We start from the raw sequence: 15,811 nt of genomic DNA, 5'->3' as shown, positions 1-15,811 counted from the left end.
CATATTAACTTCAATATTCAGATTTGAACGTTCCGCTACAGACGGCGCTTTCCACGGGCTTGGCTTCAATCTCCTCGTCACTTCGTTCCTGCGGGGCTTTCAGCTCAAGCTTTTCCCGTAGGAGTCGCCGTCTTTCGCTCCACTATGATCAAAATAGGGTATCATTTAACATTCGTATATTTAATAAAATTTTTGGATTCTGATAAGAATAAATGTTATTCCAGTTAAAACAAAAATTATTTTTTCATTCTCTTTTTCCTTATTATTGAATTAAATCTACTCAATTTTTTTAAACTAACTTCAATGATAAAAGAATCAGTTTCAAAATTGATTCTCACAAACTATAGTAATCAAACATTAGATTTCTACATAAACACAATTCCTCGACCTGTAAAGCTAGCTAAGAATCTTTTTTCTGACACAATGCTATTGGATTTGCCCCATTTTGATGGATCTCGGAATGAAATCATATATTCACCCTTTTCCATATGTCTTCCGCATGCAACGATAAGGTGACCTCCCTTTCGACCATCTTCCGGAAGTTGACCAGTTACTGAGACGATAACAGGTCCATAATTTGTTAGTAACTTTTCAAGTTCTTCACCATTTTGTATAGCGATAGGTTTTGCATTTAAGCCGAATTTTGCTGCAATATTTGCTAAGCCTTGATGAATCCATCCTTTTTCACAATATGCATTTAAATGAATTCCATCAGTGAGTAAGTCATAAGCTGAAGCTACTGGTATTTGGTAATGTCCCATTATCATACGAATACATGCTAAACCGCAAACACTCTCTCCCCAATAATCTGAACCTTTACCTTCTACAAGTGCATTTTCTGGCCATTCTCCTTTTTCAAAGTGCTGCCCAAAACGTGGCATATTCAGACAAAAGTTCAAAATGATTCTCTCCCTTCAATTAACAATTGATATCTATTTTCCTTAAAATATAAAAATTAGTTTATGTAACTTTAATGATTATACATTTGAAATGACGTGCCTTTTTTATGCAAAAAAGGGAGCACATTTTTTCAGTGTGCTTCCCTTTTCTTTACTCGCGTTCAAGAGGACAATAACCACAAGCACCGAGTCCTGGAATATCTTTTGATAAACAACATGATTTTCGAATTGGTTGATTCACGAGAGAAGCTGGCGCAATCCCTTTTGTATAATCATAAAATAAAGACTTATCGCTAAAACGAGCCCATACTTCATTCGATTCTAACATTTCTAAATCATCCATAGCTCGGTCGGCAAGTAATGGATTATCGAGCAATTTAGCATAAATGCTTACCATATGTACGAATAAGTTATCCCAAATAACGCGTGGAGAAATCGAGGTTGTATTACGTAAATCTTGAACGATTTGATAGCACTGTTTGTATAAAATCGTTGACATCACATATTTTCGTTCTGAATCGTCAACGTAGCGCCAGTCATTTGGATTGGCAAACATACACACCGTATAGAGTCCGTTTTCTTTTGTTGCATCAAATTGCAAATCACGATCATGGCCATCCCAAATTTCGTCGTAAGCTGTTAACATATAAAATTGCATTGCGATAAATTGTCCATAGCGTTTTGAAAAATGCGAAATGGCTGCTGTTTTCGATGTCGCATTTGTAATTCCTAGCATTAAATCCGCAAACTCATCTTCTTGGAAAAATTCTTTGCGCACACGCTCAAGTGTAAAAAGAGATCGCTCTGGTATTGTCGTATATATATTATACGAATCAAGCATTAATATTTGATCCATTGTTAGTGCTGGCATTGTATCACCTGATTACTTCATAATTTTTCTTCTCTATCATATTACAAATTTTGATTTTTAGCTAAAATGATACTTTTATCTGGGGATTTTATTTAAGCACTATAGTAGATGATAAATTGAATGTATTTCGATTTTCCCCCCAGTCTTTTTTTCAAATGAAAAAAGCCATGACCGCAAAACTGGACATGGCATTACTTAGATATTCTATTGGTTTTTAGAGAGAGTTTACGTATAAACCTTTTAACCTTTTATAAAATTTAAAATTGATATGTAGGGAAAATTGAACCCTGCTTAGATTGAATACTTCTCAACACGTGCTTCCAATTTTTCTCTCCATACATCTGCTAATTCTGGTACATTTAGAATTTTTTTCATAGCTTCTACATCTTTTGTACGGTTAAAGTAAATATCCATACAATATAGAACAGAGACTTCTTGAGGATGTCTTTTCACTAACGAGATCACGGAATCGCTTCTTACAGTACCTTCTTTTATTACTCTACATAAATAGCCTACAAATCCAGTCTCCACAAGTCTCTTTAAAATGAGTGGATTATCTACCCTATTAGAAATAGTGCTACATGGAATTCTCCCTTGTGTAATCTGAATGACTGCATTTCCAACTTGAAAAATATCTCCAATACAAACATTTTCCTCTAACATATTGGTAACCGTTAAATTCTCTCCAAAAGCAGCTGCATCCAACGGTTTTCCAAATTCACTTTCCCATTTAGCATAATGTTCAAATGGGTAAATACATACAGCTCTATCAAAGCCTCCATGATGTTTTAAGTCTGCCACACCATCCCCATGAAATCCATCTTTCGTGAGATACGCCTCATCAATTGCTTGTTTACAAATCCCAGTATCCATTACCTGACCTTTTCCGTATCTCATTTCCTTTGGTAAACCTATCGAAAAATTCGCAATATTCGATTTATCATGCACTTTCAACTGTTGTGCTCCTCCTTTAGTAACCAATGTACTGAATAATTCCAACTATCAATAGTACCTAATTATACCATATCAACAATCTTTTTATTTAATATAGACAAACTCTTTCTTAAATCTAACGTATTTTTGTAACTTTCATAATCCTTTCATTAAACAAAAAAGTAGACTATATTGAGAGGGCGGTTATGGGAGAACTCAACTTCTATTTCACCAGCGTTTCTTTTTATATCCGTATTATAATCACGGTCTTGATAGGATACATGCTACATCAACTCCTATATGGAGACAGAATCCTGATTCGGAATTATCATGACATCGCTTACGGAATTTGAAAACTAGATTTTATGCTTTAATTAAAACAAAGCCAAGAATATCGGTACTTCCCACATTCTCGGCTTCTGTCTCATAGTTATTTTTTACATCGCATTAATGCTTAATGTTCAGTACTTGTACATAATATCTAGCAATATCTGCGCTTTGTCCCAATTTTATCGATTATCCACTTTTTCTGGGTAAAGATCATGATTCATCAAACGATGTTCCGCCATTTTTTCGTATTTTGTACCCGGACGTCCATAATTGCACCATGGGTCAATTGATAAACCACCTCTAGGTGTAAATTTACCCCATACTTCGATATAACGTGGATCTAGTAGTTTAATCAAATCTTTCATAATAATATTGACACAGTCTTCATGAAAATCTCCATGATTACGGAAACTGAATAAATACAATTTCAACGACTTACTTTCAACTAATTTTTTATCAGGAATGAAAGAAATATACATCGTTGCAAAATCTGGTTGACCTGTCATTGGACATAGACTTGTAAATTCTGGGCAATTGAATTTCACAAAGAAATCGTTCTCCGTATGTAAATTATCAACCGCTTCAAGTACATCTGGATTATATTCATATGAATATTTTGTATTTTGATTACCTAGTAGCGTTAAATCTTTTAATCCTTCTTCATTTGTTCTTCCTGACATCATGTTGCCTCCTATAAAAAAGCACATAACTAAAACTCCCTAAAACTAATATGAAAAACTCTATTACTTCTGCTATCAATCCAAATTGATAACTCTCAAGCAGCCAGCATTTGAGGCAAAATAAAAAAGCCATATCCGCAAAAAGTGGACATGGCATTATTCGCATGTTCCATAGTTTTTTAAAGAGGGTTTGCGCTATGAACCTCTTAGTAAAATCATAAATATAATACTTAAATAATTTAGGATAGTCAAGAAAAGATGCTAGTAGGAAAATGTTATTCCTAATCAACCACTACCTCTAAAAAATATTCTGTTAAAAAATTATTATTTTGTCGACTCATTTTCAGTTTGCTGATAAACATTCAACAAATCTACTGCCAGCCTACTGAAGACTTCAGCTCCTCTAGTCAAGACTTGATCATCAAAGTTAAATTTAGGATGATGTAAGTCCAGGTTTCCCGAGTCTTCTTTTGCGATACCAAGTCTGAAATAGAGGGCTGGGATTTGATCTGCATAATAGCCAAAATCATCCCCACCCATGGAAGGTTCTTTTAGTAAATCGATTTCATCATCTGCCATGAAAGCTCTCGCACATTTCTCTAATTGTTCTGCTAAAAAGTAATCATTAAATATATGGGGTGCACCAAATTTCATTTGATAATCAATTTGCACATTCCACATTTTAGCTAAGCTATCACAAATATTTTTTATTTCTCCATCTATTCTTTGCCTTAGATCTTTCGAATAGGATCTCGAAGTCCCTGTCATTATTAGTTCGTCTGCTACAACATTTGCAGCTTCCCCAGCGTGTATGGAACCAATATGAATTACATGAGGCTCTAAAGGATTGAATTTCTTTATATTGACGTGATTCAAATGCTGAATTAATTCAGTCCCTATTACAATAGCGTCTAGTGCTTGATGAGGACGAGCACTATGACCACCCTTTCCTTTAATACAAATGGTAAATGAATCACAAGCAGCTGTTGCATTACCTTTTTTAATGCCGATATGACCAAATGGAAGATGTGGCCATAAGTGTAAGCCAATAATTGATTTTACATTTGGGTTTTGTAATACACCTTCATTTACAAGTCGTAAAGCTGCTCCATCTGCTTCTTCACCTGGTTGAAAAATACAGCGTACGGTTCCTTTGATAAGTGATCGATTTTCATACAACGTTTTTACTGCTCCAAGTAAAATAGCTGTATGACCGTCATGACCACATGCATGCATGACGCCTTGGTTCTGTGATTGAAATTCGCTCAGAAACTCCTCTTTGATCGGTAAAGCATCAATGTCTGCTCTTAAAGCAATGGTTTCTCCTTGTTGATCTCCTACAATATCTACGAACACACCTGTGTTTGCAATTTCTTTATATGGGATGCCCCAATTCGTTAATGTTTGTTTTATAAAAGCTGAAGTTTCAAATTCCTGAAAAGACAATTCAGGATTTTTGTGTAAATGATGTCTTATTTCAATTAAAGAATTTTCTAAAGATGGATCCATTTTAACCAAACTTCTTCACTCCCTAATAAATCTTTATTTCAAAAATTATATAATTACTACATTTTCAGCATCTTATACAATATGTTCTGTATAGCTTTTAAAATTCCTTTTGATTCTTGAAATTTCAACAAATTCATTCACATAACAAAAAGATCGCTCCATTTAATAGAACGATCTTTGCTTTTTACTTTAATTTCAATTGTATTTCTTCTTGATGATTACCCCATTTTACCTTTACTTTAAGAATTTCTTGATTTTTCAATAGCGCACCACCTATAGAGTTATCATTCATTTTATATTCCTTTCGTACAGTAGATGCATTTAAATCTTCATTCATTTTACTACTAGATGAACCAGCTTCATAAGAAATATGCAATTCACCTGATGTGGCTAAATCCTTTAAATCACCTTTAAAACGAATTATTAATTGCCCGTTATCTTTACTGTGATATTTTAGTCTTCCATAATTCTCATTCCAAATCTCTGATCCTGTATATTCGTATGTTGCTTTCCAATTTTTACTTTCACCGGCAAAATGTGATTTCTTTGCATTGGTATCGAATGTGTAGATAGAATGATCCGCATCCTCTGAGTTAACTACGAGTACGCCTTCTTCTGAAAACCTAGGATGTACGAGCCTTGCCGAAATTTTATCGAATACATGTGTGTCCTTTAATTTTGTATCTGAAATAGTATAGAGTTTTACAGTACTCTCTGTCTCTATTGCAATGTAATTTTGATAAACAGCAAAGTAATTACATTTTTTTGTTTTTATAGTGGTCACTTTACCTGTTTTTGGATTCATACGTTGTAGTTTATCATCTGCAAGATAATAGACTGCATCGTTTGCATAGGAAAGATTGGTTATTCTATCAGCTGATACGTTAAATTTTTTCATTTCATGGGTCGATAAATTATAAATATTTATGGCTGATTGATTTTCTTCTTTATTTGAAACAAGAAGATAATGAGTAGTTAACACTATATGACTACTTGTTTCTTTAAAATCAATTGGAACTTCTATAATATTTTTGTACTCAAGATTTACAATTCGGTAACTCACCTTATCTGAAGAAAATGCTAAATAAGCAATTTTGTCTCCAAAAATTTGAATACCATGGGCAATTTGCTGATTCAGGTTATATTTTTTGTTAGTACTACGACTTTGTACGTAAATCTTTTCATCAGTCGCATATACTAACCATTCTTCGTTTACCGCAGCATCAATAATAGTATCTTCAATTGGCTTAATTAGTTGTTCTTCTTGTATCCAATCCAATTTATAGTTTAATATACTCTTACGATCTGAACTTAACATTATAAATGAATGGTTTATATAGTCATATTGTGCATGCATAAGGTCAGAATATTCATATGGCATGACTATTCTTTCAAACTTCACATCTGCTTGTTTCTCATTTTGTGTTGCTTTTTGACTTAAAAACATAACCATAAGTAAACAACTCATTGCAACAAGTACGACACCGACAACAGCGGGTTGCCATTTGAGATTAGGCTTTTTTTGCCCAGAAAGCCGTGCTTCTGCTTCTTCAAGAATTTTCTGCTGTTTTTCTTGACTTAATGTTACATGTTTTGGAACTAAATGGTCTAATATACTTTTCCAATTAGTTTTCATCAAGCATGCCCTCCTCAAATGTCGTTTTTGCTGAATGTCTCCCTCTTGCAAGTCTCGTTTTTACTGTGTTCACAGAGCATTCTAATATTTCGCTAATTTCTTGTATCGAAAAATCTTCCATATAATAGAGCCAAAGTACCTCTCTATATTTAGGTGATAATGCTGCAAGTAATGTATTTACTTCATCACTTTTTTCATTGTTAATAGCCGCTTGTTCAGGACTTTCTTTGTAAACAAACCAATTCGAAATCGTTTCAGTCCATTCAAGCTTACGATGTGACCAACTTTTTAAATGATTGTGACAAAGATTTACCGTTATACGATAAAGATATGTTTTAACACTCGATCTTGCTTCAAAACTTTCAAGGTGTATGTAATATTGTATAAATGCTTCTTGTACAAGGTCTTCAGCTTTTGCCTCATCCTTCACATAGGTATACGCAAGTCGAACAAGATACTTCCCATGTAAATCCATCGCCAGTTGTAATAGCCTATTGCGTTCTTCCTTTTCCATCTGCCCTACCCCCTTGGTATGTGTTAGACAACGCTCCGTTATAAAAAGTTTCATTTTTGATAAAAAAAGTAAATTCATTAAAAAGAAACACAACTTAGTCAATTTCATAAATCTATTTTCGGTTTTTAAATAAGAACATTTACTTGTCAATATTCCGATTTGGATGTTGCGCTACAGAAGGGTGCTTTCCACGTGCTTAGCTTTAAGTTAGCGTAGCGATGCAGGAGCAGAGGGTTTTTCTGCGACGAGAAACCGTAGGAGCAAAGGATTCCCAGGAGGTTCAACGCTCGCGAGAAGCAGATTAATATTTGTATTTAAACATTTTTTCAGTACCCTAACTAAGTTCCTGTGGGGTTTTCAATTTATATAAATTAGCAAACATAATGTTAATTTTTTTATTAAATTACAATTTGTTTAAAAAAGTGTTTATATGACTATTAAACTAGTATATAATATTTAATGTTTAGGAAATTAGAATCAAAAGGAGATAAGAACAAATGACTAACGGAACTTACATAATCAAATTAGACAAACTAAAAAAAGAAATGTACATGCAAATTAATGGCACTTTTTCACCTGAAAAGGTAGACCAATTTGTTAAAGATTATGATCGTAATGTGAACTCTATTAAACCATCAGAGTATAATTTACGATTAGATTGCAAAGATTTACATCTTGTTTCTCCAGAATTAGTGCCATTATTAGAAAATTGCTATGAAATGTACAAAAAAACAGGATTTCAAAAAGTCATTTTCGAAATCCCTAATAGTGTCGTTCTTAAAATGCAAGTAAGCCGTCTTGCACGTAAAATTGGTCTTACAAATGCTGAATTTGTGCAAATTTAAATGAAATAGTCATTAAATAGTAAAAAGCATCTTTCGGATGTTTTTTACTATTATAAAGTTAATTTTTGTAATAATTTATACAAAAATTAATCCATTTCATATTGAATTTAAACTATTTCAATTTCAACGAATCTATTACCTTGAAAGGGGTCTATTTTTTTATGCCTAGTGTAAAAATTAGAGACATTGCAATCTACCATCCGGAAAATCAAGTGGAAAGTGAATTTTATATAGAACACTATAAAAATTTGCATGGAGAAGACTATACTCATTTCATAACCAATATTTTGGGTAAAGATTCGAGATATATTATTGATCAAGACGAAGAGAATTCATTGACAATGGCAATTGACGCTTCTAAGCTTGTGTTAGCAAAATCAAATATTAAACCACAAGATTTAGATATGATCATTTTTGCAACCCAAGTTCCTGAATATATTTTTCCAACAAACTCAGTATTAGTTCATCGTGCCATTGAAGCAAGCACAAGCACTGGTGTTTTAGATGTTAATGCAAATTGTTCAGGTATGACTTCTGCATTAGATCAAGCTTCACGTTATTTATTGGCAAACCCTCATATGAACCAACTTTTACTTGTAGGTGCAGACTATCTTTCTTTACTTGCTAATCCAGAAGATAGCGTTACATACTCTAACTTTGGGGATGTTGCTTGTGCTGTTATTTTAGAAAAAACAGATGAAGAAACTGGATTTATTGATTCGATTCATTGTACAAATCCAACTGTTTTTGATAAAGTCACTTTCCCTCGAAATGGTTTAGCTAAAAAACTCAAAGAACTTGATACAAATAATTATTTGAATTGGCAGCCATTTGATGGAGCTGTTTGTATGCCTGATACATACGAAATGATTGATACACTTTTAGAAAGAAATCACCTACAACCTAAGGATATTAATGCGTACTGCTTATCTCAATTCTCTATTGCAAATATCAATAGTTTTCAAGAACACTATGATTTGAATGATGAACAGATGATGTATTCTGGAGATCATTTTGGTTACACAGGTACAACTAGTCCATTGCTAGCATTACACGAAGGAATTCAAAATGGACGTATTAAACACGGTGATACAGTACTATTCTGGACTGTTGGTATTGGTTATCAATTGATTGCAGTACTATTTAAATATTAATAATTACATATTGTATGATTATTTAAATGAAAGCCTAAAAATAGACTTAAAATTGTCTAATTTTTAGGCTTCTTTTTTATCTAAAAGGTTATGTTTATTTATTCTTCACTCTAAAAATGAAAATTGATAATATACAAAAAACAATTGCTGAACTAATGATAATAAATAAATGTGTACTCTGTGACATGACATGATTACTCCATTCATAGGTCACACCATAATTAGACATATATTCTGCTTTTGCTTGAGGTACTCCTTTAAAAACTGTATCTAACGAATCACTCATAAATAACTCTCTTAACATTACCGTTGGATGGCTTAATGGAAAATATATCATGAACTTTTGAACATAATCAGGTAGTGCTCCCATCGGAACGTAAACTCCACATAAGAAACCAATTACAGTACCAATAATGGTGCTTAATGTAGAAAAAGCGGTTTGAGATTCAACTAGTAGTGTACATAGAAGATTAAAAGTACTTGCTAAAGTAACGGCTATTAACAACACACCAATGATTTTGAGGAAGGTTAGAAAATCGACCCATTCGGCGCCACTAGATACAAGGAAAATTTCACATCCAATGAATGCAATTAGCGAGAATACGCTTCCTATTACAAATGCATTTATGACATAACTGATAAGCAACGTTCCTCTAGAAATAGGCATTGTTAAAAAATCTTCAGCACGCTTTGTTTCTAAATCACGCACATAAATTCCAAACGCGCCTAGAGTTGTTGTAATGGCTAAAATGGACAGTAAGCCAGCTACCATCCACTGATTCACCATTGCTTTTATATCCGTTGTGACCTTTACCATTTGAGAAATTGTATCCAGTTGAGTCTTTTGCAAAAACAAGGCATAGAGTAAAATCACAATCATCACAGATAACAATGAGAAAAAGACAGTTGTTCGCTCTCTCCTAAAAACTTTTGTGTGTCTGCTTACTAAGCTCATTACTGTAGTCATGTACCATCTCCCCTTCCTCATTAATTCTTATGAATACATCATCCATCGAACCTTTGATTACTTCAAAAGATTGCATTACTGCCTCAAGTTCCTTTAATATTGGCAGTGCATCTTTTGTTGTTTTTAAAGGAATCGTAAATGTATTTTGCTGAAACTGATATTTATATGCAGATAAATAGTTCGCTCCCTCAACATCCTCTTGAAACACAACGAGCAGTTGGTCATATGCATATTTTTCCTTAAGTTCATTTGGTGTTCCTTGAGCCACAATCGATCCTTTTTTAATAACGACAATCTCATCTGCAACCGCTGCTTCCTCCATATAATGAGTTGTCAAAAATACGGTCATATTTGTTTCCTCTTGTAGCTGTTTAATAGCTTGCCATACAAATTGTCTAGTCTTTGGATCAAGACCAGTTGTTGGTTCATCCAAAAAGAGAATGGATGGACGATGAATAATTGCACGTGCAATATCTGCACGACGCCTTTGACCACCAGAAAGTTTACCGTATTTTTTCTTTTCTATATCATCTAAATGCAAATGAGTTACAACAAATTTGTAATTTGCTTTTAACTCTTCACTTTTTAAGCCATAGGCAACCCCTCTATGCCAAATATTTTCGTAAACGGTCAATCGCTCATCTAATATGCTATCCTGGAAAACAACCCCGATTTCTTTTCGAATCTGATCATTTGCATGATTTGAGCCAATTGTATGACCCGCAATTTTCACCGTGCCTGCTGTTTTATTAGTTAAAGTACATAAAATATCAATTGTCGTTGATTTACCTGCACCGTTCGTTCCTAAAAAAGCAAATAGTGATCCTTGTTTGACTTCAAAAGTAATTCCCTTTACTGCTTCAACATCCTGATAGCTTTTTTTCAAATTTTGTACTTCTATAGCATTCGTCATTTTACATCTCCTGCCTTTTTTGAAGTAATTCGTTCATCTCTCGAATATCATGCTTTGCTTTTGTATAAAAGAAGAACCAAACAATCGTATAAATAATCAATTCGCTTATAAAAACATTGACGAAGGACCAAATATTATTAAAATCAAACCAATGACCAAAATACCCTGCAACGCCAACGCAAATTGTGACCAAAATAAAGTGAATGATGATTTGAACAAAAAACGATAATTGTTCGATCTGGTAAATCATCGTACAAATGCCAATAGCAATACCAAGGATTGCGGCTACGAAAACTTGCTCTAATAGATCATGCCCTGTTATGGTTGCATTTGTATTTAATACATCTAGTGTGACCATACAGTAAGAGGTACTCAGGCTGATAAGGAAGCCGATTAAACCTGATTGCAACAATCCAAATCTCCGCATATTACTCCCTCCCTATCCCCAATTTTTTCTTTAAATCTTTTAAATATTTGCGACTTACATGCACAGTTGTTTCGTTATGCAAAATTAATTCGGTAGTACCAAGAAGATCCAGTTTAAAGGATCGAATATGGTCTAAATTAACAAGCATCGATTTATTTACACGTGAAAATTGCTTCTCAAACATTTTTTCTATCTCAAATAATTTCTTCTTGGATTGATACTCCTCTTCATCCGTTTGAAAATATACTTTTCCTTCTTCAACATATACGGTGAAAATTTCCGAAACTTTTAACATGCGAATTTCCTGATTAACATAACCATCTATTACACTAGTTAAAGGTGTTTTTAGTTGCCTCATGATCTGCTCAACTTCATCATCAAAGCTTTTTGCGTTTATTTGAACTTCAATCTCTTGATATTTGTCATCTAACGTGACCTGAACCTTCATCCGTCGTTCCCCTTTCTTCATTTTGACTATAGCATATAAATTTCTGTATTTTCTTATTTTTTATTAAGTGGTAAAAAAATTGGTTTAAGTGGTCGTTTTTGGCTAGCAAATTGCATTTGTTTCTGAATAAAAAACATAGCAAAAAGCTGATTTGTCCTCATTAGACCAATCAGCTCTTTTGCATTTTATTCCAAATTTAAAGTAAGTACTCAAAGGATGATATCGTTCTTATAACCTTGTTTTCAGTTCTACTTTTACATCGTCCATCTCCATATTTTTTAGGATTTTATTAATTTGTTCTTTTATTTTCTTTTGATTTTTTCTGATGAATTCTTGATCTTTAACTATTACAGTGAGTATACGTTCATCAGGAGAATAGCTTAATCCTAATTCGCCATAATTTTTTTCTAATTCTTTATAGACTGTCTCTAATAATTTTTCAATATTATTATTTTCATCTGTAAATGCTGCCATAGTTTGAACTAGCGTTTGTTTATCATGATTAATAGTAATAGAAGTAAACGAAAAAATGATTGCAGATGCAAATATGAATCCCACTAAGATATGTCGTTTTCCCTTCATACTTTGACCTCCAAACAAAATTGTTCTTCCATCAATAGTATGTTTGGATAAACTTTAGCAGAACTTGAGACAAATTGACGTAGAACAGAAAAGGCTTTCTCTAAAGTTTTAATATAACCTTATTCTTTATGCTTTTTCGGTTGAAATAAATATACCGCTTAAAACAAGCACTATGCCAGATGTTTTGTTAAATGCTGCTAGTACAATTGGTTTCAAAAAACACTTACGGATGATGTTTATAACCAGAATGATAATTGTAAGCCAAACAATACATCGTAAGACAAGTTCTATTTGTATAGTTAATAAAAGAACGTCCAATTGTACGAGTACTTTAGCTTTATCTGTTTTCCATGCCTTTGTACCCGTCATACAATTAAATGTCATCTCGACTAAGCTTGTGTGTCTTTTTTATCATGTCGATATATGGAAGTGCAAACAACTTTATAGCTCCCTTAATATTTTATCAGCTCTTAATCTATCAATAAAATCATCTAATGCTTCTTCCTCATCCGCATAGGTATCTTGTGAATTTGTAATCTTGCTAGCCCTTTCATCTGTTACATAAACAATCCATTTATCATTCTTATGCCTTAACACAACTTCATTTTCTCTATTATCCCTTTCTTCTTTCATATTATAATCTTGTAATTTCTCCTCATGTATAATTCTTATTGCCTCTTTTATATTCATGGTTTAACCTCCTATTTAATTTCCTTAAGCAAACCTAATCCTTCTAATTGTTCTACCGTAAGACTAAATTTATATTGAACGGCGCCTCCTTTTCCTCATTTAGAGTTCTACTATACAGTTGTTTACTTTTTAGTATATTAAAAAAGAATCACTAGTTATAAAAACACTGAGATCCTCCTTTATTTATATCGATTGTTAAGAATTAATTATTATTGCATTTAACTCTGCTCTTAGTGACACTATGTATAATGTTAAATATTCCCTCTTCAGTTCCTTCTTGAACAATATCAAAGTCTTGACGTTCCCCTACCATATAGATTTTCCATACACCATCTTCTTCGAAACAACCTGTAAAGTAAGGAATTACCTTTTTTTCACCAACTAGATTTAATTTATTTATATCAATGTTTTGCATTACTAAAAAGTTTTCATACTCTATTCTAGTCAAAGTGTTATTCCTCCTTTAAATACTTTTTAATATACATTTGCTCTATTCTAGTTCTTTCTTCTTTCATATGATTAAACTTTAATATTGGTATTTTTATTTCAATTAAAGCTTCTATATCATTTAATTTTATTTCTTTTTTAAATACGAATTGTTCTTCTTTAGTAAATCCATATAGAGATGCTAAATCCGAATTACTTGTAAACAATGAAATTTTCTCTTCATTTAGTATATATTTTCCTATAGACCATGGTTCAAATTCTATATTGTTATATATAACTTTATACTTTAATTCATAAGCAAATTCTAAATCGTCTACACTTATTTCTTTTACCAATATATCACTTTGTCTATTTCCTAACACATCAACATACTCTTTAAATCCATTATTTACATCTTCCCTTTTATTACTTATTAATTCTAATGTATTATTATAAATATCAAGTATAAAAGTTTTACCTTTATATATACAATATGCTTTAGACACTTTTACACCTCACTTTAATTCAAGCCAACCAAGCTTCTCAACATAGAAAAATTGCTGTTCTATCAGTTGTTATTTTTCTGATATTTTTTTCTGCTAATGGAATTAGTTCTTTTAGTTCTGCCTCTGTGAATAAATCACTATATCAGGAACTTGAATCAGCAACTCTAGAAATTGCTTAATAAACTTTCTTACTTTTTACTCATCTTCTGTACTTCTAACAGGCCATCTTCCTGTTTGTGCATACATCATTACTTCATAAGCATCTTGAGAAGACCTAAATGCTTTATCAGCAAGTTCTTTAGTTATAGGATAAGAAACTACTTGATCAAATGGTCCTTGTGGCCATTCTATTTTATACTGTTCTCCATTCTTTATTACTGCAAATCCATCTCCTGCATATACTTCTTCCATATAATTCACACCTTTCCTCATTTAAAAACATCCGTTACTGTATATCCTTCAGAAGGAACTTGATTAATAACTGCTTCTGGTATCCCATTATTTGTATATCCCCCTGGAATCCATATCCTTGCCATGCCCCAGCTTCGATACCTGTTGGGACTTTCAATCCATCTATTTTGTTGATGTCTACTGGCTATCTTATTAACTTCACTCGTACCCTTAGTAACCTTTATAGCATCCTACTTCACCTGCTTTATAGCTATATAATTATCTGCTTTCCCTCGTTCAAATCCTGCAAATACCTTGTTACCTGTTGTGGTTTGTACGGTTCTAACCTCGACTGGTCGTAAGGCGTTATCGAAAAATAGTTTCCTAGTTTTTTGGCGTTACTCACAACAGTCGAATACACTGATTTTGATTGGATTTTCATTCCGTCAATGGTGTTTTTAAAAGGATTGAAGGCATCATCCATTGTTTTAGCAGTTGTTTTCAGAACATTGGCTAGTGCTGGACATTCTTTAACAGGGATTTTGCAGCAAGTCCCCCGGCTCCAGGTACAATCACAAAAACGCCTCGCATCAGCCGTTCTTCATCGTTAAAAAGCACTTGTAGTCTTTAGTAGACAACGAAGTGCTTTATGTTTAATTTTTTCGTCTTATTCTATTGCTATAATATTATTTATATCTTGAAAACATCTTAAAAATCTAGTTTTCCTAAATCATTATGTTTTATAAAACGATCTATTTCCATTTCCAAATCAGTTCTATTAATATTTTTATCAAAAACAAACCCCATTTTACCATTATATTTTTTTAATTTAGTTGGCATATCCCAATACTCCATCTCATTTTCAAACTCATATAATCCAAAAGTAAGGCACATATTTATTCCGTTTTTTTCAAAATAAAGAATTATGTTATCTTTATCAAAGTCTTCATAAATAATATTTATTTTAGTGTTAATCATTCTCGCACACCTTACCAATTAGTATCCTTACTTTATTTGTAGCTTATGCTTATTTTCAGTATATTCGGGTACCTAGAACCAAAAACTTAACATTTTTTCTTTCCACTTTTATT

Annotated in this window: 20 protein-coding genes; 2 read left to right on the top strand and 18 right to left on the bottom strand. The window is 32.7% G+C overall.

Annotated features, from left to right (window positions below):
• Positions 1-365: 365 nt before the first annotated feature.
• From ABE048_RS18305 to ABE048_RS18275, 7 genes are all read right to left on the bottom strand, one after another.
• Positions 366-899 carry a cysteine peptidase family C39 domain-containing protein gene (locus ABE048_RS18305; protein ID WP_430312706.1) on the bottom strand — a complete coding sequence of 178 codons (534 nt, stop codon included), beginning with the start codon at positions 897-899 and terminating at the stop codon, positions 366-368.
• Positions 900-1,050: 151 nt separating this feature from the next.
• Complete coding sequence (locus tag ABE048_RS18300; protein WP_430312705.1) at positions 1,051-1,770, bottom strand: Fe-S oxidoreductase; 720 nt, start codon at positions 1,768-1,770, stop codon at positions 1,051-1,053.
• A gap of 291 nt (positions 1,771-2,061) precedes the next feature.
• Complete coding sequence (locus ABE048_RS18295; protein WP_430312709.1) at positions 2,062-2,667, bottom strand: MOSC domain-containing protein; 606 nt, start codon at positions 2,665-2,667, stop codon at positions 2,062-2,064.
• Between the two features lie 545 nt (positions 2,668-3,212).
• Positions 3,213-3,713, bottom strand: coding sequence for a preQ(1) synthase (gene queF / locus ABE048_RS18290; protein WP_430312704.1), 501 nt, complete (start codon positions 3,711-3,713; stop codon positions 3,213-3,215).
• A gap of 324 nt (positions 3,714-4,037) precedes the next feature.
• Positions 4,038-5,222, bottom strand: a complete 1,185-nt coding sequence (locus ABE048_RS18285; RefSeq protein WP_430312708.1) for a M20 metallopeptidase family protein — start codon at positions 5,220-5,222, stop codon at positions 4,038-4,040.
• Positions 5,223-5,406: 184 nt separating this feature from the next.
• On the bottom strand, positions 5,407-6,858 hold the full coding sequence (locus tag ABE048_RS18280; protein WP_430312703.1) for a hypothetical protein: 1,452 nt from the start codon (positions 6,856-6,858) through the stop codon (positions 5,407-5,409).
• Positions 6,848-7,372 carry a sigma-70 family RNA polymerase sigma factor gene (locus ABE048_RS18275; RefSeq protein WP_430312702.1) on the bottom strand — a complete coding sequence of 175 codons (525 nt, stop codon included), beginning with the start codon at positions 7,370-7,372 and terminating at the stop codon, positions 6,848-6,850. Before ABE048_RS18275 ends, ABE048_RS18280 begins: the two co-directional genes overlap by 11 nt.
• Positions 7,373-7,869: 497 nt before the next feature.
• Between ABE048_RS18275 and ABE048_RS18270 the strand changes: the two genes are divergently transcribed.
• Together ABE048_RS18270 and ABE048_RS18265 are read left to right on the top strand one after the other, a co-directional pair.
• Complete coding sequence (locus ABE048_RS18270; protein ID WP_430312701.1) at positions 7,870-8,217, top strand: hypothetical protein; 348 nt, start codon at positions 7,870-7,872, stop codon at positions 8,215-8,217.
• A gap of 161 nt (positions 8,218-8,378) precedes the next feature.
• Positions 8,379-9,371, top strand: a complete 993-nt coding sequence (locus tag ABE048_RS18265; RefSeq protein ID WP_430312700.1) for a ketoacyl-ACP synthase III — start codon at positions 8,379-8,381, stop codon at positions 9,369-9,371.
• Positions 9,372-9,465: 94 nt separating this feature from the next.
• On the opposite strand, the gene ABE048_RS18260 is transcribed toward ABE048_RS18265, so the two are convergent.
• From ABE048_RS18260 to ABE048_RS18210, 11 genes are all read right to left on the bottom strand, one after another.
• Positions 9,466-10,338, bottom strand: coding sequence for an ABC transporter permease (locus tag ABE048_RS18260; RefSeq protein WP_430312699.1), 873 nt, complete (start codon positions 10,336-10,338; stop codon positions 9,466-9,468).
• Positions 10,292-11,251, bottom strand: a complete 960-nt coding sequence (locus tag ABE048_RS18255; RefSeq protein WP_430312698.1) for an ATP-binding cassette domain-containing protein — start codon at positions 11,249-11,251, stop codon at positions 10,292-10,294. The genes ABE048_RS18260 and ABE048_RS18255 overlap by 47 nt, the downstream gene beginning before the upstream one ends.
• 1 nt (position 11,252) lies before the next feature.
• Positions 11,253-11,678 carry a DUF3021 domain-containing protein gene (locus tag ABE048_RS18250; protein WP_430312697.1) on the bottom strand — a complete coding sequence of 142 codons (426 nt, stop codon included), beginning with the start codon at positions 11,676-11,678 and terminating at the stop codon, positions 11,253-11,255.
• A 1-nt stretch (position 11,679) separates the two neighbouring features.
• Positions 11,680-12,126, bottom strand: coding sequence for a LytTR family DNA-binding domain-containing protein (locus tag ABE048_RS18245; protein WP_430312696.1), 447 nt, complete (start codon positions 12,124-12,126; stop codon positions 11,680-11,682).
• A gap of 228 nt (positions 12,127-12,354) precedes the next feature.
• Positions 12,355-12,708, bottom strand: coding sequence for a hypothetical protein (locus tag ABE048_RS18240; protein WP_430312695.1), 354 nt, complete (start codon positions 12,706-12,708; stop codon positions 12,355-12,357).
• A 126-nt stretch (positions 12,709-12,834) separates the two neighbouring features.
• Positions 12,835-13,092 (bottom strand): hypothetical protein, encoded by a 258-nt coding sequence (locus tag ABE048_RS18235; RefSeq protein ID WP_430312694.1) that lies wholly within the window; start codon positions 13,090-13,092, stop codon positions 12,835-12,837.
• A 57-nt stretch (positions 13,093-13,149) separates the two neighbouring features.
• Positions 13,150-13,398 carry an Imm59 family immunity protein gene (locus ABE048_RS18230; RefSeq protein WP_430312693.1) on the bottom strand — a complete coding sequence of 83 codons (249 nt, stop codon included), beginning with the start codon at positions 13,396-13,398 and terminating at the stop codon, positions 13,150-13,152.
• Positions 13,399-13,600: 202 nt separating this feature from the next.
• The gene (locus ABE048_RS18225) at positions 13,601-13,846 is read right to left on the bottom strand and encodes a hypothetical protein (RefSeq protein WP_430312692.1); all 246 of its coding nucleotides are present in this window, start codon (positions 13,844-13,846) and stop codon (positions 13,601-13,603) included.
• A gap of 4 nt (positions 13,847-13,850) precedes the next feature.
• A complete protein-coding gene (locus ABE048_RS18220; protein ID WP_430312691.1) occupies positions 13,851-14,330 on the bottom strand; it encodes a hypothetical protein in 480 nt (159 codons plus the stop codon).
• A 195-nt stretch (positions 14,331-14,525) separates the two neighbouring features.
• A complete protein-coding gene (locus ABE048_RS18215; RefSeq protein WP_430312690.1) occupies positions 14,526-14,762 on the bottom strand; it encodes a hypothetical protein in 237 nt (78 codons plus the stop codon).
• Between the two features lie 666 nt (positions 14,763-15,428).
• Entirely contained in the window at positions 15,429-15,698 is a 270-nt protein-coding gene (locus tag ABE048_RS18210) for a hypothetical protein (RefSeq protein ID WP_430312689.1), read from the bottom strand.
• Between the last annotated feature and the right edge of the window lie 113 nt (positions 15,699-15,811).

The organism is Rummeliibacillus pycnus (assembly GCF_050459865.1).
GTDB lineage: Bacteria > Bacillota > Bacilli > Bacillales_A > Planococcaceae > Rummeliibacillus > Rummeliibacillus pycnus_B.
The sequence above is the reverse complement of the archived record's forward strand: the minus strand, read 5'-3'. Positions and strand labels throughout refer to the sequence as shown.